The following is a 26,296-nucleotide window of genomic DNA, read 5'->3' as shown; positions in this document are numbered from 1 at the left end:
TGAACTGTTAGTTCAGGACAAGCGACAACGTAAAGGGGGATCTACCTATGGCACGCGTGGAGTTTCGCCAAGTGCGCAAAGAATTCAAAGACGATCATAAAGGAACGTTCACGGCTGTGGCCGGCTCGGACTTTGTTATAGAGGATAAGGAATTCGTGGTTTTTGTGGGTCCTTCGGGCTGTGGCAAGACGACATCACTGCGGATGATTGCGGGACTGGAAAAACAGACGAGTGGCGATATTGTCATCGGGGAACGGGTCGTGAACGACCTGCATCCGAAGGATCGCGATATCGCGATGGTATTTCAGGATTATGCACTTTATCCGCATATGACGATACGTGAAAATCTGTCCTTTGGTCTGAAAAATCTCAAGAAACCAAAATCCTATATTGATGAACAGGTACAGAATGCGGCCGCCATTCTGGGGCTGGAGGCGATGCTGGAGCGCAAACCGCGCGAGCTGTCCGGTGGTCAGCGCCAGCGTGTGGCGGTAGGGCGTGCGATCGTCCGTGATCCGCAGGTGTTTCTGTTCGATGAGCCGCTATCCAATCTGGATGCGAAGCTGCGGGTACAGATGCGGGTGGAATTGGGCGAACTGCATAAGCGGCTCGGTGCCACAATTGTATACGTCACGCATGACCAGGTGGAGGCCATGACACTTGGGGAGCGAATCGTGGTCATGAATCATGGAGATATCCAGCAGGTGGCTTCACCGAAAGAATTGTATGCGAGTCCGCGTAATATGTTTGTTGCCGGATTTATCGGTTCCCCGGCAATGAATTTCATTGATGCCCGGATTGAAGGCACGCAGGTTGTTGTGGACGGAGCATCATTCACCTTGCCAGAAGATGTACTCGCTCGTCTTCAGAGCTATCAAGGCAAACCGGTGATTATGGGTCTGCGTCCAGAGCATATTTTTGGTGACGATGTCGCTCCGAATATCCCAACAGATCATATGCTGCAGGCGCGGGTTCAGGTTGTAGAGCATCTGGGCTCCGAGAATCTAGTGTATTTCCATTCGGGTGCCCGTACCGTTACGGCCAAGGTTCACCCGGAAACACATGCTTATGTAGGATTGGACAAAAATTTTGTACTGGACCTGCGTAAGGCACACTTTTTTGACCCAGAGACGGAACTGGCGATTGGACGGGAATAAGAAACGAGCTGCAAGAAAGGGAGTGTGGGGATGCGTAAGCTGAGTGAAGTGTTGGTCAAGTCGGGGGCGGAAATCTATCGGGATATTATTCCGGTGGCCCTGTACAGTGTTGTCAGCTCCATCGTGCTGGTACCCATTCTGATGTTTGCTCCGCTGCCAATCGCGGTGCTGCTTTTGGCCGTGATTTATATGCCAATCCTGTTCGGTGTCAGTTATGCCGTGCATCACAGGCTGGAACGCAAGGAACGCCGCAATGGTCTTAAGGATATCTGGAACGGAACGATGAAGGGATTCATCCCGGGAGGGGCAGTAGGTGTGCTTTTCGCCGTGCTTGGCTTCATTCTCTGGTCAACCTGGTGGTATTACGGCGGACAGGGCGGGATTACAGGCACAGCGGTGAGCATGTTCCAAACGTTCTTCGTCCTCATGGCGCTGATGTCGCAATTCTATACCTGGCAGCTTGTTTTGCAAAAAAACATGGGCATCATTCAGGCGATGGGGGAAAGTGTGAAGTTATTCTTCCGTCATCCGGGGTACACGATGGGAGCCTGTTTTCAGGCGCTGTGTCTGACGGCTTTGCTAATGCTGACGGTTGTTGGCTTCGGAGCGCTGTTCGCGGGCATGTTTGCCATCTATCAGCATAAGGTCGCCCTTAATGTGCTTGAACCTGAAGAGGAACCTGTCACATCTGGCGGCAATGACCACCAACATACGGGGTGGATAAGCCAGGGGAATGTGTGATGGGTGTAAAAACTGGAGTTGATCTTTTATCCAGCGGGTTATCCCACCCATGGTTAACGGATGCGCGTATTGGCCTGATGACGAACCCCACAGGTATTACGGCCGACTTTGTCTCTACGGTGGATGTTTGTGCCGGGTTGGCAGATGCCAAACTTACAGCGCTTTATGCGTGTGAGCACGGGCTGGATGGTGAGCTTCAAGCTGGTGTTCGATTCGGGGATACGGTGCACCCACGTCTGGGCATCCCTGTGTTCAGCCTTTATGGGGAACACAAGAAGCCTACGCCTGCGATGCTGGCTGAGGTGGATACGGTGCTGTTTGATATTCAGGATGTGGGCGTTCGTTATTACACGTATGCATCCACTCTGTTCCACATGATGGAGGCCTGTGCCGAAGCAGGCAAACGCTTGTTGGTGCTGGACCGACCCAATCCGCTGGGCGGGGATGCGGTAGAAGGCGGCCTGCTAAGCGCGGGGTATGAATCACTCGTTGGCGCTTGGCGTGTTCCTGTCCGCACCGGACTGACGGTCGGTGAATTGGCTCTGTTGGTCAACAGTGAGATGGAGGTGCCCTGCGAACTGGATGTGATAGCAATGGAAGGGTGGCGGCGCTCCATGGAGTTTACGAATTGTGAGCTTCCTTGGATGCTGCCCTCTCCCAATATGCCCACGCTGGACAGTGTGCGGGTGTATGCGGGTACTTGCCTGTTCGAAGGCACCAATGTATCAGAGGGCAGGGGCACGACTCGCCCATTTGAGTGGATTGGATCCCCCTGGATTGAGGGTGAACGACTGGCGGAACGCTTTCGGGAACACAAATTGGAGGGTGTACATGTGCATCCGGTCTACATGTCGCCAACCTTCTCCAAACATGCAGGTGAGCTGTGCGGAGGTGTGAGGATTTTCGTGACGGATAGCAGGGCACTCCGGGCGGTAGATACAGGTCTGGTGCTTTTGCATGAACTGGCATCGCTCTATCCGGAGCAATTTCGCTGGTTGGAGCCGCCACAGCCGGGTTCCCGTTATTTTATTGATCTGTTGACCGGAGGCAGGAAAGTCAGGGATGTCATTCATGACCGTGAAGAGTTAGTACGCTTGATGGAAGCATGGAATGCAGAGGCAGAGGAATGGAAGGAACGGCGTAAGCCGTTTTTGCTATACCCATAAAGTATGGAATTCATCAATAGAATGTCGCGTAATGTACGGATGATGTTTGTCATGGGGAGGAGGCATGGAATGAGTGAGCCAAAAGAGATATACCCGGTGAAGCTGAAACAGATGACCCTGCGTGAGAAAATTGGACAAATGCTGCTTTGTGGATTTCATGGCACTGAGGCTGCCGGTGATGTGGATGCTTTTCTGCGAAAGTATCCCATTGGCGGCGTAATCTATTTTGCTCGCAACGTCGAGTCGCCGGAGCAGGTAGAGCGGTTATCGTCGGGGCTGCAACGGATTGCTGTCGATAGCGGTAATGTACCGCTTTGGATATCCATTGATCAGGAGGGCGGCATGGTGGCTCGGATTACCGAAGGGATCACCCTGATGCCGGGACAGATGGCGATTGCGGCAGCAGGTTCCATCGAGGATGCATACCAGGCAGCCTATATCAGTGGGGTGGAGCTTAGATCGATGGGAATTAACATGAACTTTGCTCCGGTTCTTGATGTAAATAATAACGCCGCCAATCCGGTAATTGGTGTGCGTTCATTTGGGGAATCACCGCAGTCCGTGGCAGCGTATGGGGCCAGGAGCATTGCGGGAGTCCAAGATGCTGGCATTTCTGCGACAGCCAAACATTTCCCGGGACACGGGGATACGGATACCGATTCGCATCTGGATCTCCCGGTCATCACCCATGATCGGGAACGGGTAGACCGTGTGGAGCTGATTCCGTTCCGGGCTGCCATAGCGGCAGGTGTTGATGCAATGATGTCGGCACATATTTATTTTCCGGCTCTGGAACCGGAGCGTCTGCCTGTGACACTATCGCGAGCCGTGTTAAGCGGATTGCTTCGTCAGGAACTGGGATATGACGGCATGATTGTAACGGATTGTATGGAGATGGACGCGATTTCCGCCAACTATGGTACTGTCGATGCAGCTGTGATGGCGGTAGAGGCCGGCGCAGATCTGGTGTTGATCAGCCACACAGCTCAACTTCAAGCAGGGGCGTTTGAAGCGCTGCTGGCAGCCGTGCAGAGCGGGCGAATCAGCGAGGCCCGCATTGACGAATCTGTAACTCGGTTGCTGAAGTACAAGGCCAAACGAGGCCTGCTGGAGAAGGGAATAGGCACAGGTAATGATGAAGTACACGGTTCGGTGTCGACTTCACTCTCCGCTGAGGCATCAACTGATCCAGCTTCATCGAAGCTCCAAGAGCGCAACCACCCATTACACCTAGAGGTGGCTCGACGAATCAGTGAGAACAGCATCACGCTGGTGCGTGACCAACTGAACATGCTGCCTTTGAAGCCGGAACGTACACTGGTCATAACGGTTGCTACATCTGTGACAACGATTGCCGACGAACAGCTGACTCAGGCGGTTACTCTAGGTTCGACTTTGTCGCACTACGGTCTGGATGTGGTCGAAATAACAGTCACACCAGAGGAGGTTGCCATTCGTTCTGCCCGTCTGCTTCAAGCTGCCGAAGAGGACGACGTTCGCCAGATTGTGGTGGGGACGTATAATGCAGGCAGTGCCTCTGGTGATCCGCAGTGCAGGTTGATCGGCTGGCTGCAGCAATTGGGCAAACCGCTCGCTGTTGTGGCGCTCCGCAGTCCCTATGATTTGCTTGCAATCCCGGAGGTTCAGGTGTATGTGGCAGCTTACGAGAGTAGGCCGCTTGCCATGGATAGCGCCGCTCGGGCGCTGATGGGGCATATTCCTTTTGCCGGGAAACTTCCTGTATCCATTAAGTAGACAGGCGTTAAATGACGAACGAAGCGAAAGTTTGATTCGGAATATGAAGACCAATATAGCAGAAGGGACGATCCTATAATGGACCGTCCCTTCTGCTATATCTAATGGATAATTACAAAATTATTGCAGATTCAGTGCCTGAGCTGTCTTAGCCTCGACTTTATCCATAAGCGAAGTCATATCCATGCCCGCATGATTGCCGAGCAGAATAATGGTAACATCATCTGTTAAATTGCGTGAGAACGCTGTGGCAAAACCACCGCCGCTACCGTTATGGAACACGGTACGATTCTGATCGCTTTCCTTAAGAATCCAGGCGTAGCCATAATTTTTATCCGAATACGGCTCATACATCTGTTCAATCGTATCCTGGCTTAGAATTTTGTCCGTGTACAGTGCCCGATCCCACTTCAGCAAATCATCCACCGTGGAGTAGATCGTCCCTGAACCTGATTGTGAAACATAATAAGGGGCAGGTACCCACTGCTTATTCTCCGAAACAAACCCGCTGGTCGTATGGACCTTGCGTGAAGCTTCTCCGGAGTTCTTCATGCCGAGTGGCTTCAGAATGGTCTGTTCTACATAATCGGCATAACTCATGCCAGATACCTGTTCAATAACATAGGCCAGCAGAACATAACCACTGTTACTGTATAAATAGGCACTACCCGGTTCGAATTTTAATGTTTTGTGCCGGATTTCCTCTACCGTTTCTTCCAATGAAGTGCCTTCACCCCGGCCAAAGGCGGATGGAATACCTGAAGTTTGGGATAACAGCATATGGAGCGTGATCTGATCTCCCTTTGGTATACCGGAGATGTACTTGGATATTGGATCTTGCACATCGAGCTTCCCTTTTTCCACCAAGCTGAGAATGGAGGCTGCGGTGAAGGATTTGCTCAGAGAGGCAATTCTGGTCTTCTGATCTGGACGATTCAGCGTCTGTTCATCCGCTAGTCCGTAGCCTTGGCGAAGCAGCACTTCGCCATTGCGGGCAATCAGAGCCATGCCTGGAAAATCAATTTCGCGCAAATAGCTGTCTACACTAGCGACTTGACTATTTAATAGGCTCACTTTGTCCGTCTGGATATTAACACTCATCTGCCCTGAGGCTGTACGTTGAACTTTAATATCTGCCTTGAGAGCATTGGCAAGCGCGCGGACAGGTAACATCAGGGTGCCGTTAATGGTGCGGGATTGCACACCGGAGGACAGGCGAACGTGATTAACTTGAATGAAGTCACTGCCAGCTTGGTGAACGAGCTTGTCTCGACCAACGGTAATCGTAGCCGTTTTGGTACGAGCTTCCCACTTCAAGGTGCCATGTACAGAGGTAACCACATCTCGCAATGGAACATACGTTGTACCTTTGTATACAAGGGGTGCATTTTTCCACGATTGCTCTTGACCATTCACTTCAATGTGAACTGTTTGCGTCTCTTGTGCCGCGGATGCCGTGAAACTGGCTTGTCCCATAATAGGGCCTGCACAAAGGATGAGGGCTAACAGAATACGTAACATGGATGAATATAATCTGGTAACAGGTTGTTGCACATGTGACTTGCGTAAGATTCGAATCCTCTCCTTCCAATCGTTTCATGGATAACCAGCTTATGAGATATTGTAAACGATCTCGCAGAGAGGGTCAAAACGAGGCGTGAGCATCATTTTCTATTTCCCTAACAAAAATAATGCAATTTCGATTCATTTTAGTATCCATACATAATATTTTTACTACGTTTGTCCGATAAAAAAGGGGTGAAGATGATGATGGGGGATATTTAAATGAAGAAAAGGATTCGCAATTGGTTTACATTAACGGTTAAGAAACGTCTGATCGCTTCGTTGCTCTTGTTCTTGATTGTACCGAGCATTAGCGTGGGATGGTTGTCTTATTTAAAAGCAGCAGACCAGGTCAGGGAAGAAATCATTCTTTCTGCACAGGCCAAAACGGAAATGCTCAGTCTGCAGATTACTCAAATGCTGGATATGGAGAAGGATAACGCAGCGCAGTTTGCAGCGGGTATTACTTCAACAGATATTATCAATAAATCACCAGCTGTTCAGAGACAAATGGATCGTATGTCCAAAGCTCACAAAGAATTGGGTGTAATAACAGCAGGTGCTGAAGATGGCAGCTGGATGAAATCCCCTGACCCCGGACAACAAATCTACGATCCACGGGAACGCAGCTGGTATACGATGGGTATGTCACAGGATGAACCAATTATCTCGGACACGTTCCAGTCGGTAACCACGGGTGAATGGGTTGTCACCGCAGCTGCCAAGCTGGCCGATGGTAAAGGGGTAATTGGAGCCAATGTAAGTCTCAATTATTTGAAAGATTCCGTTGATAAGATACATATTGGTGAAAAGGGAAAACTGTATATGCTTGATAACGGCGGGAAGTTCCTGTTCCATTACAATATCGAATCCGGTGTGCAGTCCAATGAGAGCTACATTAATGAGATGTATAAAAAAGATCAAGGAACTGTAAAGTACACGTATGATGGACAAGAATTGGAAGCCGTATTCTATACGAATCCAGAAACAGGCTGGAAAATTGTCGGTGAGATGGTTCCTTCTGAAGCAGCAGATGCGGTAAGACCGATCTTGATTCGTGCCTACACTCTGGTAGGGACCTCGTTGATCATTGGTATTATTCTGCTTGTGTTCATTATTCGCAGTATTCACCGTCCATTGTTGCAACTAACGCAAGCAGCATCCAAAGTAAGCGCGGGTGATCTGACAGTTCGTGTAGGTTTACAGCGCCGTGACGAGTTTGGACAACTCGGGGCAAGCTTCGATACCATGACCTCTTCACTACGTAATGTTCTGGGCGAAGTACATGATACATCGAGCCAGCTAGCAGCATCCTCTGAGGAGCTGATGGCGAGTTCTGAACAGACATCCAGAGCAACGGAACAGGTTGCCGAATTGATGCAGGATGCAGCGTCAGGAACGAACAAACAAAACGCCAGCCTTGCTGCAACGGGCCAACTCGTCGGTGAAATGTCTATAGGTGTCAAAGAAATCTCATCGAGTGCTGAAGACACGGCTCGTATAGCTGTAGAAGCATCTACTAACTCCGAAGCGGGTATGGTTACGGTGGAAGAGGCGGTTGCTCATATTCAGAAGGTGAATAATGAGAGTGAGGCCATGGCTGCTGTCATTCAGGATCTTCGAGCGAAAAATGAAGAAATTGTTGAGATTGTGGCCGAGATTACCAACATCGCCAAACAGACCAATATCCTTGCCTTGAATGCATCGATTGAAGCTTCAAGAGCAGGTGAACAAGGTCGAGGCTTTGCTGTCGTGGCTAATGAAGTAAAATCGCTAGCCAACAATTCGGGCAGTGCTGCCGAACGTATTAATGAACTTATGCGGGAGATGCAAGAGAAAACGAATGCAGTACAGTCTACCTTTGCCCGTACAGGAGAAGGCATGATTAAAGGTACGCAAATGATTACGGAGGCGGGAGAGGCCTTCAAAAATATCCGTAGTGCCGTGCAGTTAGTTGCTGCACAAGCTGGAGAAGTGTCGACAGCTTCCCGTCAGATTGATGGAGGCATGAGTCATGTGTCCAAGGAAGTGAATGATACCATTGAATTATCCAATCAAATTGCCTCAGGAACCGAAGATGGTTCAGCTGCTGCGCAGGAGCAGCTGGCTACGATGGAAGAGGTTGCAGCTTCTTCTGCGGCATTGTCTCGCATGGCTGAAGATCTGCAAAGCCTGATTGAGAAATTCAAGTTATAGTTCAATAGCATTTCTCGAAGGAGACTGTGAGGGTAAAACCCTTCAGTCTTTTTCTCGTTGGTGATCATCGTTAATCAATGGTTTATGAACGCTCGGAACGGATCTGTTCTGTAAAAGTGAATCTGTCTCTCCCTGAATGTCTTATCCTGTGGTATATTTCTAAATTAAAAGTAATCCGCAAGATGTGGATGACATGGAGAGGGGATGAACCGGATTTGGATAAATCCATACCACTGACATCCGGGCCCGCAAATACCGAAGAGGTGTTGGATGATGCTTCATTTATGCAAGGGGTTAAGGACTGTATCCCAACACTGCTTGGATATTTAAGTATTGGGTTTGCAGCAGGTGTCATTGAAATGACGGCAGGCTTAAGTTTGGCGGAAACGGCTCTGCTCAGTCTGATTGTATACGCTGGATCGGCTCAGTTTATTGCCGCAGGCATGCTTGCCTCGAGTGGTTCAGCGACTGCTATCATTTTCACCATATTCTTCGTGAATCTTCGCCATCTGCTGCTGAGTGCAGCCGTATCACCGTACTTTCGTCATCTGACGCCGCTTAAAAATATGTGGATCGGCTCGCTGCTTACCGACGAGTCCTTTGGCGTGGCGATGACGCGAGCGATTGGCCGGAAAACGTTGAGTGAGCGCTGGATGCACGGTCTGAACATTACAGCATACCTGAATTGGTTTGTGGCGAATATGGCGGGGGCTTACTTTGGACGCTGGATAACCAATCCCGAGCGGCTTGGACTTGATTTTGCCCTGCCTGCAATGTTTATAGGTCTGGTAGTGCTTCAGCTGATGCAGCGCAAAAATAAAAAATTACACATCAATGTGGCGATCATCGCCGTTGTCTGTGTAATCTTCGCCAGCATGGCTTCACTTGGCAGCATGAGTGTCATTGTGGCTGCGGTCATTGCGGCAACGATGGGAGTAGTGATGGAACGATGGAAGTAAGATGGGATGTATTCTGGATTATAATGGGTTCGGCTTTGTTAACGTTCATCCCGCGCGTATTGCCGCTCATGCTGTTCAGTAAAATACAGATACCGATGTGGCTGTTACGCTGGCTTGAATATGTACCCGTGGCGGTCATGGCGGCACTGATCGGTCAGGAACTGTTTATGGCGGACAACCAGTTGGTGCCGATTACACATAATCCAGCTTTGTGGGCAGCCCTGCCTACGATTGCTGTAGCCATCTGGACACGAAGTCTGCTCGGAACCGTACTTGTCGGTATTGTTGCGATGATGATTCTGCGGTACTTGATGGGTTAATATACGGGGCCTTTATTGGATCAGGTAAATCCTTCGCTCTAACGGTTAATAATGTCCTATAGGATCGTAATAGAGCGAAGGGAGCTAAATCCATGAGCAACTCGAAGCACAGAATATTGATTACAGAATCCCCGAACGAGAAAGCCTAATTCTTTAGATGTGGGATGAAAGTGAGGTCGAATACGGAGTATCACTATTGTGATGCTTCAAGTATCCGAAATGTCTGCGTTCTTAATTTTTTTGCTTGTTTCAATTCATCTATTAAACTCATACAATATAGATATGAATGAATATAGAAGAACAAACACAACCGTATCTTTGTTGAACTATCATTTTGTGTTCTGCCCACGATACAGGAGAAAGATATTTCTCAAATTAGAGGTAGAACAGCGCTTCAAGGAATTGGTGCATGAGGTATGTGCAGAGCTTAAAATTGTGACTGTTGCCATTGAATGCGACAAAGACCATACACATATGTTTCTCAATGCACTTCCAACATTAAGCCCTGCTGATATCATGGCAAAAATAAAAGGAGTCACATCAAAAAAACTACGAGAAGAGTTTCCACACCTTCTGCATTTGCCCAGTTTGTGGACACGTTCCTATTTTGTTTCTACCGCTGGAAATGTATCAAGTGAGACCATCAAGCGTTATGTTGAACAACAAAAGACAAGGGGGTGAAGTATATATCTCAGACCATAACGGTTAAGTTAAAGCTGCTGCCGACTACAGAGCAGATCCAACTATTGCAACAAAGTAGTCATGAATATATCCGAGTTGTTAATACACTCGTGGCCGAGATGGTAGAAGAAAAGAAAAGGTTGAAGAAGACAACAAAAGACATTCCTGCTAATCTACCAAGTGCAGTAAAAAATCAAGCGATTAAAGATGCGAATAGTGTATTCTCTACCAAAGTTAAGAAAAGTAAATACGCAATCATACCGATCCTAAAGAAACCGATTTGCGTATGGAATAACCAAAACTATTCTCTTGACTTCACGCACATTTCCATTCCATTCATGGTAGAGGGAAAATCTAAGCGTTTAAAAATTCGTGCATTGTCCATCGATAAAGACCATCGAAACGTTGACCTTTTGAAGCATAAACTTGGTACGCTCCGTGTCACGAAAAGCTCAGGTAAATGGGTAGCCCAAATTGCTGTCACCATGCCAACAACTGAAAAAACGGGTATGCGGATTTTGGGCGTTGATTTAGGGTTGAAAGTCCCTGCCGTAGCCATCACGGATAATGATCACGTTCGCTTCTTTGGGAATGGGCGAGAAAACAAATACAAGAAACGGAAGTTTCGTAGTGTTCGTCAAAAGCTAGGAAAACAAAAGAAAGTGAACGCTATTCGCAAGTTAGATGATAAAGAACAACGATGGATGAAAGACAAAGACCACAAAGTCAGCCGTGAAATCGTTCATTTCGCAGTCGAAAATAAGACTTCTGTCATTCGCTTAGAGCAACTAACGAATATTAGGCAGACGACAAGAACAAGTCGTAAAAACGAAAAGAATCTACACACATGGTCATTCTACCGTTTGGCACAATTCATTGAATACAAAGCAAATATGGCAGGGATCAAAGTGGAATATGTGAACCCTGCATATTCAAGTCAAACCTGTCCAGAATGTTCAAAAAAGAACAAGGCGCAAGATAGAAGATATAAGTGCCCATGTGGATTCAAGAAACATCGTGATATCGTTGGGGCGATGAATATTCGCTACGCAACTGTGATTGGCGGTAACAGTCAATCAGCCTAAGGTGCTATATGCACTGTCTTAGGAGGGGTAATGGCATACCCTAATCTTAGCATCTGTCCAAAGCAGAAATGAAATGAGGACGTTAAGCTTAGCTAAGAATCCCAATCACTTTAGTGATCTTGCCCCTTTAGGGGTGGGAGTGTCAAATACAGGAAGGAACGGTTTCGATTATGAGTACACATTCATCCGTTATACTTTTTCAGGGAGATTCCATTACAGACGGTGGAAGATCGCGCAATGACGATCCGAATCATTTTCTCGGGCATGGCTATGCTTATCTGATCTCAAGCAAACTGGGTGTGGAACTGGCAGCCAAACAGCCAACGTTCTACAACAGAGGAATTAGCGGGGACCGCGCTTCTGATCTTTATGCACGTTGGAACGAGGATACCTTTAGTCTGAAGCCGGATCTGATTAGCATTCTAATTGGTGTTAATGATGCATGGCGTACCATGAATGGTGAACCTAGTGGAGTGACGGATCGTCTTGGACGTGCATATCGTCATTTGCTGGAGGAAACACGGGAAGTAATGCCGAATACCGGGCTGATTTTAATGGAGCCGTTCATTCTTAAAACGGGAGCTACAGTGGAGCTTTGGGATACTTGGCAGGCGCGTATCGGGCAGTATAAAAATCTGGTCCGTGAACTCGCAAGTGAGTTCGGGGCGGTCTGGGTACCTTTGCAGCAAACGTTCAACGATGCTCTCGAACAAGCTGACGCAGCCTACTGGTTATGGGATGGTGTGCATCCAACCGCAGCGGGTCATGAGCTGATTGCCCGTCAATGGCTGTCCGTTGTACAGAGTTCTCCACTTGCGATTGGTAAATAGAATTAGAAATATCCAGTTTGAGCTAAAAAGCTGAATGCAACGAGGAACCCTGAGGGGTTCTTCGTTTTTTTTATATGTGGAACAGGAATTCTGTGGTTAATTTGGTTGGATATGACGGATAACTCTTCAAATATACAGCATTATCCGGTAAAATGAAATCGGTTACATATAATGAAGGTTTCGTATTCCATATAGATTAGGGTGAATTCAATGGAAAACACCAATCAAAGTAAAGTCAGCTCCATCTGCATCCCGGATTCTACGGTCATTCAGCGGGCAGTACATCGGATGGTACGAGACAGAAATAGGAGTCAGCAGCTTCTGCTTGCTTCAGCAGCACCCTCAATCTGCTCTATCAATGCCATTGGAAAGGCATTATTGCAACCAGAGCTAGCTTCTTTTTACACAGATCTGAGCAGCTATGGGGAACGTGCTCTGAACGAAAGCTTGCCTTCGCTGTCATTCGGTCTTTATCGGAAGTTTGGGGATATAGGGGAACGAAAGTTGTATGAGGATGCGTACTTTGAACGCAGGGGACGTCTGGCGGCAATAGCGCTGCTTGCAGTGGATTCGAATGCGCCGAGATGGATAGAGACATTGGAAGATATGTTGTGGGATGTGTGTGGTGAGTATACATGGTGTTTGCCTGCACATTTGGGTTCGGGGGGAGTGGAACAGGTCAACGGTAATATTGATCTGTTTGCCGCGGAGACGGTACATATGCTGGCCGAAATCGTGACGATTCACGCGGATCGATTGGACGCACGTATCATCCAGCGGATTAGGGATGAGGCCGAGCGGCGCATCTTCACACCGCTCTATCGGGAACAACGTACCTATCACTGGCAAGATGCAGATCATAACTGGTCTGCTGTGTGCAGCGGATGCTGTGGCATGGCTGGATTATTACTATTGGAGGAAGAAGCGATTTTGACGGAATCGGTTGGTCAGGCGATTCGATCCATGCAAGCATTTCTGAGTGGATATGGCATGGATGGTGGCTGTGCAGAAGGCATTGGTTACTGGGTGTATGGGTTCGGCTATTTCGTCTATTATGCCGACATGCTACGCGAATACAGTAAAGGTGAGTTGGATCTGCTGAATGGTTCAAAGATAGCGGCGATAGCAGCCTTCCCACTGCGGGTTCATCTGTCGGGGGGAACCTTCGTGAATTATTCGGATAGTGCGGAGCAGCAAGAGGTTCCTTCGGGTTTGCTCTCACTTCTGGCATCTCGTTTCGGTATACAGATCGATCTGCCGTTTCATATTCCTTTGTTTACCGATGATCCCTGTCATCGTTGGGCTCACCTGCTGCGCAACGTGATGTGGAGCAGTCCGGCAATGTACTTGCAAGAAAAGGGGGCTGTTCCGGCGGAACGAGTGATCATTTTGGAAGATTTGGGCTGGATGATTGCGAAGGGAGCACTTGATTCTCCAAGCGCTGAACTTACCGGAGATAAACCTCTCGCTGTTGCTTTTTCCGTCAAGGCCGGGCATAACGATGAACCCCATAACCATAATGATCTGGGGCAATTTATGATTCATTGTGGTGGCGAAAACATTCTTTGTGATCCGGGAGCAGGGCTGTATACACAAGCCTATTTTGCTCCGGGCAGAGAGCGGTTGTTCCACATTAGTTCGGCCGGGCATAGCGTGCCGCGGATTGAGGGGAAGGAGCAGAGCTCAGGGCGCGAGGCGCAAGCACAGATTCTTGAGGCGACGGTTTCGGACGATGACCGTACACTGGATGCCTGCTTGGAACTGACAGCAGCTTATCCTGAAGCAACTTCGCTCGCTCGTTATACACGCCAGCTGCATTGGAGCGGTTCTGCAAATGATGCCGGGAGCGTAGCAGAACTGCGTCTGAAGGATCGATTTCAATTGAAAAACAGAGCGGCGTCTTCATCAAGCACGTTAAATTCGGTGGGCGAATTGAATCGGTCGAATGTGACGGAGCGGTTTATGAGCAGAAAGGTACCTGAGATCGTACATGAGGGGCAGATTCAATGGCATGGCGAACGAGCAACGGTCTGTATGACGTATGATGCAAACCAATGGCAGGCTGACATAGAGATCATTAATACGGTTGATCATGACAATGTGCCAGTTACATTCTATCGGACATCACTTGAATGGCGAGAGCAGTCGGATAACTCCAGTGCGGGAAGTGATGAAACCGATCTGCTGGAGACGATGTGTGAGCTGAAATTCACGATTGAACCAAAGTGAAAGATGGAGGTGAGCATACGTGAGTAAGTATACAGCCGCATCAACGTATCCATGGAGAGATGCTCTCGAAAATTATCGTACACTGGCGGAAAAGGCGGGGCCTGCTCCGTCAGATGGTTGGAATCAGGCTCGCAAATTGGCCCTTGTGGAGAGTGTTGTTCGGGCTTATACACCTTACCAGGCCAGTAGCGGCGCCATTATTGATCCGTTCTCGGAGGCCGAACGATATTATTCCACACCAGCGTATGCAATGGCTGCATCGGTTCTTGTGCAAGCGGGACATATGGACCTGCTTGCTTCGGCCGCATCGGCCCTGTCACACAGCATCGATGTTGTTGTGAAGGGTTGTGCACCGGATCATCACCCGGACTTTTTCCCCGTGTTGATGATGAGAGCTTACATCCTGTTGAAGCCGCATATGCCTGAGCAAGCAAAGGTCTGGGCAGAGGCTCTTAAGAAGATACAGCCAGAACAAGATTATGTTTTTACAATGAGAAAAATGAACAATTCCAATCGCATGATTAACTGGAACGCCATCATGATCTCGGGAGAATATCTGCGCTTGAGGGAACATCTGGCCAGTGAGGGTACGGATTGGATGGACCGTTATCTGAATCTGTATCATCTGCCACGATTTACGGCGCTTGGACTATATCAGGACGGGCCGCTGGATCGACCCAATTGTCCATTTTCCTATGATATTGCGACCCGCTATCATCTGGATGTCATGCTTGAAGCGGGTTATGAGGGGGCCTGCGCTGGTGAGTTAAAGGAACAATTACGTCATGGTGCATTCAGTACGCTGCTTACACTGTCACCGCTGGGGGAGATTCCTCCGCGTGGACGCAGCTCCCAACATCAATGGAATGAAGCGGCAGCGGCCTACGTATGTTCTACCCATGCAACACAGGCCTTACAGGCTGGAGATGGGGTGATGGCTGGGGCGTTCGCTCGTGCTGCCAATCGGTGTTTCGAAGCTGTGGAGCGCTGGAAGATGGATGATGGGCGTCTGAAAATAGTTCGCAACGAGTATGCACCTGAGGCACGTCATGGCTACGAAATCTATACGAATCATACGGGTTATAATCTGTGGACGGCAGCAGCGCTGGCCCATGCCTGCCTTAGCGATCCTGGTGAAGATGTAACGGAAATATACCTTCCTTCCGAGTTAGGCAACCGGGTGTTGCAGACCGATGGATGGTTTGAAACGATCATTGCCTCGGTACCAGGTCAACAAATGATTCTGCATACAGCTATGAATGATCCATACACGGTTCCCGGTCTCGTGCGCATACAACAGGCGGAATTGCCAGGGCTGATCGGTCCATCCGCTGCTGGACATGTGCAATCTGGATTCACGGAGTTTGCGGAAGGGGAAGTTGGTCCGCTGAGCTATTGTCCTGTCTGGAAGACGGCAGATGGGAACTGGCACAGTCTTGCCGGGGGCATTCCGTCAGGTGCTGATTATGACCGGGATGCCGGGATTAATCCTGCCGATGGCGGAGGTTCGATTTTGCTTGAAACGGTAGATCGAGAGGTCCGAGATGATTCAGCCTCCCCAGAGGGAGATGACGGGAAGCATCAGGAACAGGCCAATGCATTTACAGTGACATGGCTCGGCCCACTAATCGGGCTCGATTCACTGCGCACCCGTTATGTACAGCAGGTTGATTTACTTACTGTGACATATGAATTCGACGGTGAGCTTGAGGCTGTCGGAGCACTCATTCCATTGATGTTCAGTGACGGCCGCGAGCAGGCTGTCATCACTCATTCCAAGCAGGCTGTGCGCAGCGAGTACCGGGGAGCTTATGTGGAATCCACCGTGCTGGATGAAGGAGCCATTATTCAGCTCAAGCAACAGCCGGTGGCATCCCGCAATGGGCTGCTGAAGGAAGCGCGGATGGAAGTGAGCGGCGTGCGAAGTATAACGTTTACGATCAGATTGGGTGTAGTGACATGAGCCTTTTCCGATATCTATATCAGGTCAGATGCGTGGGCATGGTTTCTTAATTGGAGATATATCGCAATGATATTGGGGAAGAGCTACGGAAGATGTGTTGTGTTAGAGCTGGATGTAATAAAAAGAGGTAGGTATCAATTAGAGGAGGGATAGATTTATGAATACATCAACATCAGTAAAATGGCTGGAGGAAGCATGGCGGCAAGGAGCGGCCAAAACGATTCGCAACGCGAAGCGCATCAAGGATACATTTCCGCACACTGCCCCGCAGGGCATATATGACCGGAATGATCCCGAATGGTGGACCGCCGGCTTCTGGCCGGGGTTGTTATGGCTTGTCTATGGCGAGTCGCCGGAAGACGAAGCTGTCGCTCCGTTATCCCGCATTGCCGAAAGTTGTGAGCGGCAATTGGAAGGTTGTCTGCGTGATCCCGAATCGGTGGATCACGATCTCGGGTTCATCTGGCTGCTTAGTGGCGTAGCCAACTACCGCCAGACCGGCAGCGCAGATGGCCGGCGGCGAGGAATGCTCGCCGCCAATCTGCTCGCTGCCCGCTTTAACGTGCGCGGTGAATTCATCCGCGCCTGGAACTTCAGCTCGTCAACCATGGATACGCGCGGCGTAGCCATCATTGACAGCATGATGAACCTGCCGCTGCTCTACTGGGCTTCCGAGCAGAGCGGCGACCCGCGCTTCCGCTGCCTGGCGGAAGCGCATGCGGACACCGTGGCGCGCGAATTCGTCCGCGCTGACGGGTCCATCTGCCATGTGGTGGAGTTCGATCCACTCACGGGGCAGAAGCTGCAGGAGCATGGCGGGCAGGGCCATGCGCCAGGTTCGGCCTGGGCGCGGGGTACCGCCTGGGCGTTGCACGGGTTTGCGCTGTCTTTCCGGTATACGGGCGAAGCCCGCTATCTGGAGACAGCGGAGCGGGCGGCCGATTTCTTCCTCGCCATGCTTGGCGAAGAGATCGTGCCGGTGTGGGATTTCCGCGCACCTGCCGAGCATCAGGTGGCGTGGGACTCGTCCGCTTCGGCGATTGCCGCAAGCGGCCTGTTGGAGCTGGCGAAGCTGTCGCCGCGCGGCGAGGAATATGCAGCCGCGGCAGATCGTATCCTCCGCGGGCTGCATGAGAACTACAGCTCCGGTGAGACGGCAGCGGAAGAAGGTCTAATTATGCAGGGCACGGTGCATTATCCAGAGGGTCGTGGCTTGAATGTGCCGATTATATACGGCGATTATTTCTATATGGAGGCGCTGGCGAAGCTGCGTGGCCGCCCGGGTTTATTTTAGAGAAACGAGAATCAGGGAATCAGGAATGTCACACTTCAAGCGGCGAGTATGCGTGAGTTGCATGAGTAGGCGACCCACCATACAGCCGTTCGAGTGTGCCTGCCTCCTAGTGGGAAAGGGTATTCCTGTCTTGGAGGCGGAGCACACCCTTGGTCTCAGACCGATTTATTTTCGATGCCGGGTGTGCGTCTTAAGATGACAAAGTCGGCCGAGGACTGGTCGGGATACCGCTGAGGAATAATTTCATGTACTTTGAATTCGGGATAGTCGAACAGATAGTCAAAAATATTTCGGTCCTGAATGGTGCTAACTCCTGGATTACCGTTTTCTTTCAAACGAGTGTACAACACAACCCACCCTGACGAAGAGTGCAGAATGTCGTAGAGTGTATTGCGAAAATCCGTTTCATCCGTAATATGATAGAGCACATCCAGACACACGGTGAGATCAGCTTGAAGGAAACCGCGGTTAATCCACAGACCTGGTGTATATAACATGAAACTCTTGGAGGTATCGTTAGCAAACTTGGAGGCGCATAGACGCACCGACGAGCCGGCTACATCGACACCTAGATACGTATTATAATTCATATATTGCAGTTGATTGCCATCCCCGCATCCAAATTCAATGACGCTGGAAATACCCTCACGCTGAATCAGTCCATTTACGACCTCTGCCTTGAATTCAGCCAGTACGCCATACGAACCCCTTCCGGATGTCTCGCCTGAGCTATACGTTTGTTCCCAATATCCTTTGTAGTCAAAAGGCTGACTCATGTTTCTCCCCCGATCATATAAATGAATTCAAAATAGTGACTATACATAGGTTATGCGTAATATTTGCAGGTATGAATCATTTGGAAATCGATAGTTCGGATGAATGAATTCCACGAAATCCCCTGAAAATTCCCTGAAAGTCTAAACATCTGGAAAGAACTTGCCGACATTAAACTAAGGAACAAAATGAAAAGAATCGGGGGGAAATGATGTTAAAGCCAAGATTGACCAAGTACATGGTGATGATGCTGGTATTGGTGCTGAGTATTTCCAACGTAGGCTTGGCCGCTGCGGCAGATAAAGAACTGTCCAAAATTGTAGTTTCCAAAAATGAGCTGTCGCTCGAAGTGGGTGATTCCAGTTCGGTTACGGTGACAGGAGTATATACCGACAATACATCGGCTAACGTAACCATCAGTTCTTCCTGGAGTAGCAGTGATACTTCGATAGCGACTGTATATAATGGTGCCATTACTGCCAAAAAGGAAGGTACGGCAACCATTACAACGTCGTATCTGTCTCAGAGTCAAACGGTTCAGGTGAATGTAACCAAAAAGGTTAAAGCCCTTTCCAAAAACGTGCAGTCCCTGGACTTGCGCACAGGGGATAGCAAAGACATTATTTTGACAGCAACTTACAGTGATAATACGACGAATGCAGATGCATCCAAAGTAGCTGAATGGTCATCCGATGACGAGAAAGTGGCAACGGTTGTGAATGGTAAAGTTACTGGACAAAGCGCCGGTACAGCTGTCATCACAGGTAAAGTCGGCAGTCAAAGCGTGACTGTGGATGTTAATGTTGAGGTTGTTAAACGTGTGGATGTGGACAAGAAGCAGGTCAATCTGCTCTTGAACAAAAGCGAAACTGTAAAATTGACAGCCACCTATCCAGATGGCACAACCAAAGATGTAACGGATCTGGCAGAGTGGACGTCAAGTAATGAAAAAGTAGCAGATGTATTAAAAGGTGAAATTACAGGATACTCCGCAGGTTCTGCTAAGATTACAGCCAAATACGGAACGAAATCCGTATCCGTAGATGTGGATGTTGATCTGACAAGCAAACTGAGTGTGGAGAAACAGAGCATTTTCTTCCGTTTGAGCGAGTCCAATAAAACGGCAAATGTAGTATTGACTGCCTCTTACCCGAGCAGTGCTGATGTGAATGTAACGGATCAAGCAACATGGACATCCAGCAACGATAAGGTAGCGACGGTATTTAAGGGACAAGTTACAGCGATTGGTGCGGGTTCTACGACAATCAAAGCAACGTATAGCGGCAAAACAGTGGAAATCACGGTTGACGTTGATACGGCAAGATATCTGGATATTGCGGGTGTCGAAGATAAACTGGCTATGAGCGTTACAGGTGATAACAAAACCAAGAAACTGGTAGCCAATGCAGAATATATTGATGCAAGTACGGAAGACGTAACTTCCAAAGCAACTTGGACATCCAGCAATGCGGATGTTGTATATGTGTCTGGCGGCGAGCTGATCGCCTATAAATCGGGAAATGCAACCATCACTGCGGCATACGGCGGCAAAACCGTTAAATTTACAGTGAATGTAGATGTTCCGGACAAGTATGAAATGGACAAGAAAAAAGGTTCTGTAGCCGTTGGTGGTACATTGTCTGTGAAAGTATTGGCCGTATACGGTGATACATCCAAAGATGTGTCCGAAGATGCGGATTGGAGCAGCAGCAGTGAGAAACTCGCTGAAGTGGACAGCAAAGGTGTCGTGACAGGTATTGCAACAGGTAAAGTAACCATCACAGCCAAAATTGAAGGTAAAACGTTAACTCTGCCTGTTGAAGTAGGTATGGCTAGCGGGCTGGAGGCAGATGTGAACTTTGTGGTGTTGTCCTCCAAGGAAACACAGCAAATCGTACTCACAGCTACGGATGAAGATGGCTTGACCAAGGATGTTTCATCTGATGCAACATGGAAATCAAGCAACTCCCGCGTAGCCGACGTGAAAAAAGGGGTTATCACTGCCAACAGCAGCGGTAAAGCCAATATCACGGCTGAATATGGTTCCAACAAAGTGACCATTCAGGTTGAAGTGGACGTTATTTCACGCATTGAAGCATCCGAACCGGCTCTTTCCCTGAAAACCGGTGATTCCGCTGATCTTAAGGTTACTGCATATCTGAGCGATGGCAGCGAGCGTGATGTCACGGACAAAGCAGAATGGAAAACCAACAGCTACAAAGTAGCTCAAGTAACCAAAGGTAAAGTAAAAGCGACAGGTTCAGGTAAAGCAAAAATTACAGCGAAATACGGCAGCAAGACGGTAACGATTGCAGTCGATGTAGATACACTGAAATATTTGCAAACCGATAAAGTAACCCTGACCATGAAGCCTGGTGACAAAGCAACCCTGGTTGCTACAGCAACGTATGCCGATGGCAGCGAAGCGAACGTATCCAAGCCGGCACTGTGGAAATCTTCCCGTATTGCGACAGCATCGGTGAAAGATGGCATCATTCAGGCCAATGGTAAGGGTAAAGCAACCATTACCGTGACTTATGCAGGTGTGAAAACCAAAGTGACTGTAGTCGTTGAAGCAAAATAATATCTTCAAGTACGAAGGTAAAACAAGCAATTTTATGTGCGGTGATGACAGCTTAAATGCTGGCATCACCGTTTTTTTTATGGGAAAAATACAAACGAACTAACAATATAAAAAAAGAAACGCCCCGGCACTTGTGCATATATCCATATTGGATATAAAAACACATTGTTCCAAGACGTTCCCCGAATCTAAATAATCAATGAATTACATCGTATGAGACAGAACCAGCGCTCCATATGCGAAAGCAATAACGATGAGGATGGCTGGATGCAGCTTGGTCTTGGTCATGACCCAAAGCGCGATCCCTGCAATGATCAGTGTCTGCCAAATGCCGATGGAATTGGTGGATACCTGACCGAATTCCCATGTAAGTAAGATCATAAGTACAGCAATAACCGGTTGTACGAGCAACGTCATCCCTTTCACCTTTGGTGAAGTACGATGCTTGTTCAGTAAACGAAGCAGCAGAATTAACGCGACAGCCGAAGGTACAACCGTGGCAAAACTGGCGATGAATGCGCCAAACCAGCCAGCTACCTGATAACCGACAAATGCGGCAATTTTGGTCGCGATTGGACCGGGAAGAGCATTGCCGATGGCCAGTACATCACCGAATTGCTCGGTGGTCATCCACTTGTAGTGGTTGACGACTTCCTCCTGCATTAATGGAATGGAGGCAGGGCCGCCCCCGTATCCCAAGATATTGGCTACAAAAAATCCCCAAAACAATTCCCACCATGTCTGAAGCATCGCTTAGGACACCCCCTTGTCGGAATCGCGTTTGGATTTGAAACGCTGGACCACATCCAGATGGAAGACGCCATATCCGAGAAAGACGGCAATCACAATACCGGGGTGAATATCCAGCAGCTGCAGCAGTACAAAGGCAAGGACACCGAACAGGGCGGCAAAGGTTGTACCGAGTCCCTTCCATGCTTTCTTGGCGAATTCGTATGCCATCATGCCGAGCATGACAAAAATGACCGGGCGAACAGCTGCGACCATGCCTGCTACGATTTTCGATTCGCGCAGCGCGTACATGGAACCAAGCAGCGCAATGATGGCGATGCTCGTCGGCAAAATATGGGCCAGGACGGACACAATAGCACCCAGCACGCCCTTCGTTTTATACCCGAGATACGCGGCCATCTTGGTAGCAATGGGACCAGGCAGAGCGTTGGCAATGGCCAAAATCTCGCCAAACTCATCATCGCTCACCCACTTATAGCGGGTAACGGCTTCATAACGGATCAGTGGAATAACCGAGGGGCCGCCGCCATATCCCAAAATTCCGGTTCGTACCATCCCAATGACGAGACCGTTGTAATCTTTCCAACTCATGCTGATTTCCTCCTAGAGTCTCATGCCCATTCGGCTTTTATATCGTTTTAACAACAGCTGTGATTCTACCTTGACGATGCCTGGCATCTTGTAGAGCTTCTCCAGCAGGAACTGCTCCATCTCTTCCATATCTGCAAAAATACCATGCATGTGCAGGGTACTCGGGCCTGTCATATGATAGAGGCTGGTTACTGCGGGTTCTTCGTCCAGTTTCGCGGCCACTTCATCCAGGAATAGCGGTTCTACATCGACATTGAAAAAGGCAGAGACCTGAAGTCCAACTTTGCCCGGATTGATAACCACGGTGAAGCGTTCAATGATTCCCTTTTCGGATAAGGCATTAATGCGGGCCTGAACGGCCACACGGGACAAACCGATCTGTGCACCCAGATCGGTGTAGGATATCCGGCTATTTTGGTGAAGAGCGGCAATGATTTTACGATCGATTGCATCCAGATTGTGCATTTGCGGGATTTCTCCCCCTTTGGAGGAGCGTTTCTCTGACATGATTGACCATCCTTTTTTTTTTTTTAACTATATAGAATAAAAAATTATGATAGAATCTACGTACAATTTGTATGCAGCATTCATATTTTAATGACGAATCGTAATTGGAGTCAATATATTTATTGTAAATGTTGAATTTATCCGATTCAAAGCTTTCATTTTGTCATTTTTACCAATCAGAGATGATGAATGGGAGCAGGATGCAGGCATGAATCGAAAAAGAGACTGTTCACGGAGCACATCCGTAAACAGTCTTCTATATAAAGTACAGGTTGAAGTGACTTAATGAACAGTTTTGGGTAGACAAAAGGTAACTACCGTTCCTTCGCCAGGCTCCGAAGATACTACAAGTGTACCTCCGGCTCCACGAGCTCGCTCCTCCATGCTAAATAGACCAACACCGTTACCAGCCGTCGTACTGTTGAACCCTGCGCCTTGGTCCTCGATTCTCACAACGGTTGCCTCTTCCGAATCTTCCACCGTCACATGTGCTTCTGACACATCGGCGTACTTGGCTACATTGGTTAACGCCTCCTGGATAATGCGGTACATGGCGATCTCTCGGTTCATCTCCAGCCGTTTTCGCAGATTACATTCCAGCTCCACTTCAATCCCGTAGTGCCGGGTATAGTTCTCGATATACGTGCGAATGGCCGGAACGACACCAAGGTCATCCAGTACGGAGGGTCTCAGCTCCCATGCCATGCCGCGTACATCCTCCATAATGCCCGTAACTTGTTTTCGCAGTGCTTCCACACCAGATTGAGGTTGGTCCACCAACAGACGATCCATCTGAATAACAAGAGAGAAGAGACTCTGTCCAATGCCGTCATGCAGCTCACGCGAGATGCGACGCCGCTCCTCTTCCTGAATGTTCATGACCTGGGTCATCATCGTCTGTATCTCAGCTTCGACCCGCTTCAACTTGGTTACCTCACTGCGAACAGCCAAATACTGATAGGGCTCACCATCGTTATCGAGAAAAGGCACAATCGTTGTATTCACCCAATAATGGCTGCCATCCCTGGCACGGTTACGAATCTCTCCGTTCCACACTCGTCCGGAAGAGATGGTTTCCCACAGGTTTTTCATAAAATTCTTGCCGTGATAACCCGAATTAATGATCCGATGATCCTGGCCGATCAATTCTTCCCGATTATATTGTGAAATTTCGCAGAACTTGTCGTTTACATACTGGATCTTTCCTTTGCGGTCCGTGAGGGCTACAATGGACGACTCATCCAAGGCAAACTTCAGATCACTGAGCTGATGCAGGGAACCTTTCAGTCTGCTGCGAAATTCAGTATCTGTAATGTGACTGTCGATTTCCTCTAATAACTGACGCACAGGCTGGTCGGCAAATCCGCTAAGTCTGTTTTTACGTGTGCTACTCAAAGTTCAGCAACCCCTTTTTCATCGCAAACTTCACCAGTTCCGGTCTGGTTCGAAGGCCGAGCTTCTCCATCAGATTGCTTTTGTGGGATTCAACCGTTTTGACACTGATCACCAGATGTTCAGCGATTTCCTTGTTGGCGTAACCCTTGGCAATCCAGGACAAAATCTCTTTCTCTCGTTCGGATAACGTGTCATACGGTCCAGCGTTCTCCTGCTTCGCTTTGTCCAGGTATTCACTCATCAGCCGCTTGGTCGCACTCGGGTATAGATAGGCGCTACCTTCTGCTACGGAACGAATAGCGGCAAGCAATTCTTCATGCGGTGCGCTCTTGAGAATATATCCGGATGCTCCCGCGTGGATGGCGCGGAACAGATATTCTTCATCGTCATGCATGGTCAGGATCAAAATGGAGACATCCGGCATCAATTTCTTCAATTCAGCAGTAGCGGTCAGACCGTCTTTGCCTGGCGGCATGCTGAAATCCATTAAGACCACATCCGGCTTCAGTTCTTGTGCCTTGGCAATAGCTTCATCCCCATCGGCCGCGTCTCCAACAATATGTATATCATTCTTTCCGTCGAGCAGGGCGATCAGCCCGGAGCGTACAACTACATGATCGTCGACAACTAATAATTGAATCACATCATTTTCCTCCTGTCCGGTTCCACAGTTCTTTCTTTATCATACCAAAAAAGAAAGCCATTCAGAGGTTAATCTCTGAATGGCTTCGATTCTCTGTATATCGGACAAGAGGAATTAAACTTTAGTTCTCTGTTTTACCGAAACGCTCCTTAATCATGTCTGCAATTTCCTGAACCTGTGCTTCCACGGCAAGTGGATCATAGGGCCAGAAGCGTTCTCCATCAAGTTTGAACACGCGATTATTCTTAACGGCATCCAGGGATGACCAGACCGCTGAACCCTCATCCAGTGAACCTCCGTTGGACAAATCCAGGAAGATATAGTCACCTGCGTAATCTGCCAGCTTTTCCTCGGATATCGCTACGGTATCTTTATCCTGATCAATGAGCTCTTTCTGTACAATGTCTGGTGCTTTCAGTCCGAGCTGTTGATAGATGGCTTGTCCACCGCGATTGACACCATCCCCGTTGATGTACCATTCTTTGCCGAACAGGCTGAAGTTGGAGAAGGTTGTGCCTTCTTTGACCAGTCCTTGGATGGACTCCTTGGCGGCCTCCACTTTTATGTCGAATTGGGATAGCCAATCTTTGGCTTCCTTCTGTTTGTTAATGATTTCACCAAAAGTGGTGATCTCCTCATGGACATTGTCGTATGTTCCGTAAGGGATGATGAGTGTGGGTGCGATTTTACGATATTGCTCATTCAGTTTCTCATCTCCACCTACAGTAACGATCAGGTCAGGCTGAAGTGCCAAAATTTTCTCTACAGATCCGCCGTCAATCCGGCCAATGTCTGCCACGCCCTCAACGAGATCAAGCACATATGGGCTTTCCAGCTCATAATCTGGCGCGCCTACAGGCTTGACGCCAAGTGCCAGAAAATCAGCAAGGTAACCTTGCGTAACAATGCGCTGAGGATTCACGGGAATTTCAACGTCTCCGTTAACCGTCGATATGACTTGTGTTTCTGCTTCGCTTGCCGCTGGTTGTTCTTCTGTTACGGCAGGTGCGGAAGCTTTATTTTCTGTCGTTTCTTCAGCTTGGCCTGAGCAGCCAATAATTCCTATCACGAGTAAAAGGATTATGAGCCCGGCCCACCATTTTGATTTAACCC

22 protein-coding genes are annotated in these 26,296 nt (G+C 48.8%); 14 read left to right on the top strand and 8 right to left on the bottom strand.

All coding sequences use genetic code 11. From position 1 onward, the window contains the following. Nucleotides 1–47 precede the first annotated feature (47 nt). The 4 genes from AC4PM4_RS23560 (at nucleotide 48) to nagZ (ending at nucleotide 4,819) form a co-directional block, all read left to right on the top strand. Nucleotides 48–1,157, top strand: a complete 1,110-nt coding sequence (locus AC4PM4_RS23560; RefSeq protein ID WP_491614689.1) for an ABC transporter ATP-binding protein — start codon at nucleotides 48–50, stop codon at nucleotides 1,155–1,157. A gap of 30 nt (nucleotides 1,158–1,187) precedes the next feature. Next, entirely contained in the window at nucleotides 1,188–1,898 is a 711-nt protein-coding gene (locus AC4PM4_RS23555; RefSeq protein WP_064642815.1) for a hypothetical protein, read from the top strand. Next, nucleotides 1,898–3,064: an exo-beta-N-acetylmuramidase NamZ family protein gene (locus AC4PM4_RS23550; protein WP_491614688.1), complete on the top strand. Its 1,167-nt coding sequence runs from the start codon at nucleotides 1,898–1,900 to the stop codon at nucleotides 3,062–3,064. The genes AC4PM4_RS23555 and AC4PM4_RS23550 overlap by 1 nt, the downstream gene beginning before the upstream one ends. A 69-nt stretch (nucleotides 3,065–3,133) precedes the next feature. Further along, nucleotides 3,134–4,819 carry a beta-N-acetylhexosaminidase gene (gene nagZ / locus AC4PM4_RS23545; RefSeq protein ID WP_090954173.1) on the top strand — a complete coding sequence of 562 codons (1,686 nt, stop codon included), beginning with the start codon at nucleotides 3,134–3,136 and terminating at the stop codon, nucleotides 4,817–4,819. A gap of 120 nt (nucleotides 4,820–4,939) precedes the next feature. Here the strand turns inward: nagZ and AC4PM4_RS23540 are convergent, their stop codons facing one another. After that, a complete protein-coding gene (locus tag AC4PM4_RS23540; RefSeq protein WP_491614687.1) occupies nucleotides 4,940–6,373 on the bottom strand; it encodes a serine hydrolase domain-containing protein in 1,434 nt (477 codons plus the stop codon). A 231-nt stretch (nucleotides 6,374–6,604) separates the two neighbouring features. Here AC4PM4_RS23540 and AC4PM4_RS23535 point away from each other — a divergent pair, with 231 nt between their 5' ends. The 9 genes from AC4PM4_RS23535 (at nucleotide 6,605) to AC4PM4_RS23495 (ending at nucleotide 17,939) form a co-directional block, all read left to right on the top strand. Continuing rightward, nucleotides 6,605–8,578, top strand: a complete 1,974-nt coding sequence (locus AC4PM4_RS23535; RefSeq protein ID WP_491614686.1) for a methyl-accepting chemotaxis protein — start codon at nucleotides 6,605–6,607, stop codon at nucleotides 8,576–8,578. A gap of 284 nt (nucleotides 8,579–8,862) precedes the next feature. Further along, nucleotides 8,863–9,537 (top strand): AzlC family ABC transporter permease, encoded by a 675-nt coding sequence (locus tag AC4PM4_RS23530; protein ID WP_063568035.1) that lies wholly within the window; start codon nucleotides 8,863–8,865, stop codon nucleotides 9,535–9,537. After that, nucleotides 9,528–9,857, top strand: a complete 330-nt coding sequence (locus AC4PM4_RS23525) for an AzlD domain-containing protein (RefSeq protein ID WP_063568025.1) — start codon at nucleotides 9,528–9,530, stop codon at nucleotides 9,855–9,857. Before AC4PM4_RS23530 ends, AC4PM4_RS23525 begins: the two co-directional genes overlap by 10 nt. A 282-nt stretch (nucleotides 9,858–10,139) precedes the next feature. Further along, nucleotides 10,140–10,538: an IS200/IS605 family transposase gene (tnpA, locus tag AC4PM4_RS23520; protein ID WP_090810084.1), complete on the top strand. Its 399-nt coding sequence runs from the start codon at nucleotides 10,140–10,142 to the stop codon at nucleotides 10,536–10,538. Nucleotides 10,539–10,543: 5 nt separating this feature from the next. Then, complete coding sequence (locus tag AC4PM4_RS23515; RefSeq protein ID WP_090810390.1) at nucleotides 10,544–11,623, top strand: RNA-guided endonuclease InsQ/TnpB family protein; 1,080 nt, start codon at nucleotides 10,544–10,546, stop codon at nucleotides 11,621–11,623. A 170-nt stretch (nucleotides 11,624–11,793) separates the two neighbouring features. Next, complete coding sequence (locus AC4PM4_RS23510) at nucleotides 11,794–12,453, top strand: SGNH/GDSL hydrolase family protein (protein WP_491614685.1); 660 nt, start codon at nucleotides 11,794–11,796, stop codon at nucleotides 12,451–12,453. A 210-nt stretch (nucleotides 12,454–12,663) separates the two neighbouring features. After that, nucleotides 12,664–14,682 (top strand): heparinase II/III domain-containing protein, encoded by a 2,019-nt coding sequence (locus tag AC4PM4_RS23505; protein WP_491614684.1) that lies wholly within the window; start codon nucleotides 12,664–12,666, stop codon nucleotides 14,680–14,682. Nucleotides 14,683–14,701: 19 nt separating this feature from the next. Next, the gene (locus AC4PM4_RS23500) at nucleotides 14,702–16,645 is read left to right on the top strand and encodes a glycosyl hydrolase (RefSeq protein ID WP_491614683.1); all 1,944 of its coding nucleotides are present in this window, start codon (nucleotides 14,702–14,704) and stop codon (nucleotides 16,643–16,645) included. Nucleotides 16,646–16,802: 157 nt separating this feature from the next. Further along, entirely contained in the window at nucleotides 16,803–17,939 is a 1,137-nt protein-coding gene (locus AC4PM4_RS23495) for a glycoside hydrolase family 88 protein (protein WP_491614682.1), read from the top strand. A 155-nt stretch (nucleotides 17,940–18,094) separates the two neighbouring features. Here the strand turns inward: AC4PM4_RS23495 and AC4PM4_RS23490 are convergent, their stop codons facing one another. Beyond that, nucleotides 18,095–18,715 carry a methyltransferase domain-containing protein gene (locus AC4PM4_RS23490; RefSeq protein ID WP_090810093.1) on the bottom strand — a complete coding sequence of 207 codons (621 nt, stop codon included), beginning with the start codon at nucleotides 18,713–18,715 and terminating at the stop codon, nucleotides 18,095–18,097. A 209-nt stretch (nucleotides 18,716–18,924) separates the two neighbouring features. On the opposite strand from AC4PM4_RS23490, the gene AC4PM4_RS23485 reads away from it, so the two are divergent. Further along, a complete protein-coding gene (locus AC4PM4_RS23485; protein ID WP_090954162.1) occupies nucleotides 18,925–21,297 on the top strand; it encodes an Ig-like domain-containing protein in 2,373 nt (790 codons plus the stop codon). Nucleotides 21,298–21,501: 204 nt separating this feature from the next. Here the strand turns inward: AC4PM4_RS23485 and chrA are convergent, their stop codons facing one another. The 6 genes from chrA to AC4PM4_RS23455 all read right to left on the bottom strand — a co-directional run bounded on the left by chrA (nucleotide 21,502) and on the right by AC4PM4_RS23455 (nucleotide 26,252). After that, on the bottom strand, nucleotides 21,502–22,047 hold the full coding sequence (chrA, locus tag AC4PM4_RS23480) for a chromate efflux transporter ChrA (protein ID WP_072734978.1): 546 nt from the start codon (nucleotides 22,045–22,047) through the stop codon (nucleotides 21,502–21,504). 3 nt (nucleotides 22,048–22,050) lie between these two features. Next, nucleotides 22,051–22,638: a chromate efflux transporter ChrB gene (gene chrB / locus AC4PM4_RS23475; protein ID WP_063566299.1), complete on the bottom strand. Its 588-nt coding sequence runs from the start codon at nucleotides 22,636–22,638 to the stop codon at nucleotides 22,051–22,053. Nucleotides 22,639–22,650: 12 nt separating this feature from the next. Then, complete coding sequence (gene chrS / locus AC4PM4_RS23470) at nucleotides 22,651–23,145, bottom strand: chromate efflux transcriptional regulator ChrS (RefSeq protein WP_063566298.1); 495 nt, start codon at nucleotides 23,143–23,145, stop codon at nucleotides 22,651–22,653. A gap of 282 nt (nucleotides 23,146–23,427) precedes the next feature. Then, nucleotides 23,428–24,540, bottom strand: a complete 1,113-nt coding sequence (locus tag AC4PM4_RS23465; protein WP_072734977.1) for a PAS domain-containing sensor histidine kinase — start codon at nucleotides 24,538–24,540, stop codon at nucleotides 23,428–23,430. Further along, on the bottom strand, nucleotides 24,533–25,183 hold the full coding sequence (locus AC4PM4_RS23460; protein WP_053780067.1) for a response regulator: 651 nt from the start codon (nucleotides 25,181–25,183) through the stop codon (nucleotides 24,533–24,535). The genes AC4PM4_RS23465 and AC4PM4_RS23460 overlap by 8 nt, the downstream gene beginning before the upstream one ends. Nucleotides 25,184–25,304: 121 nt before the next feature. Continuing rightward, complete coding sequence (locus AC4PM4_RS23455) at nucleotides 25,305–26,252, bottom strand: ABC transporter substrate-binding protein (RefSeq protein ID WP_491614681.1); 948 nt, start codon at nucleotides 26,250–26,252, stop codon at nucleotides 25,305–25,307. Nucleotides 26,253–26,296: the final 44 nt, after the last annotated feature.

It is taken from the genome of Paenibacillus sp. MDV22-iso6 (genome assembly GCF_058408365.1).
Note: the sequence above shows the minus strand (reverse complement) of the source record. Positions and strands in the feature narration are given on the sequence as shown.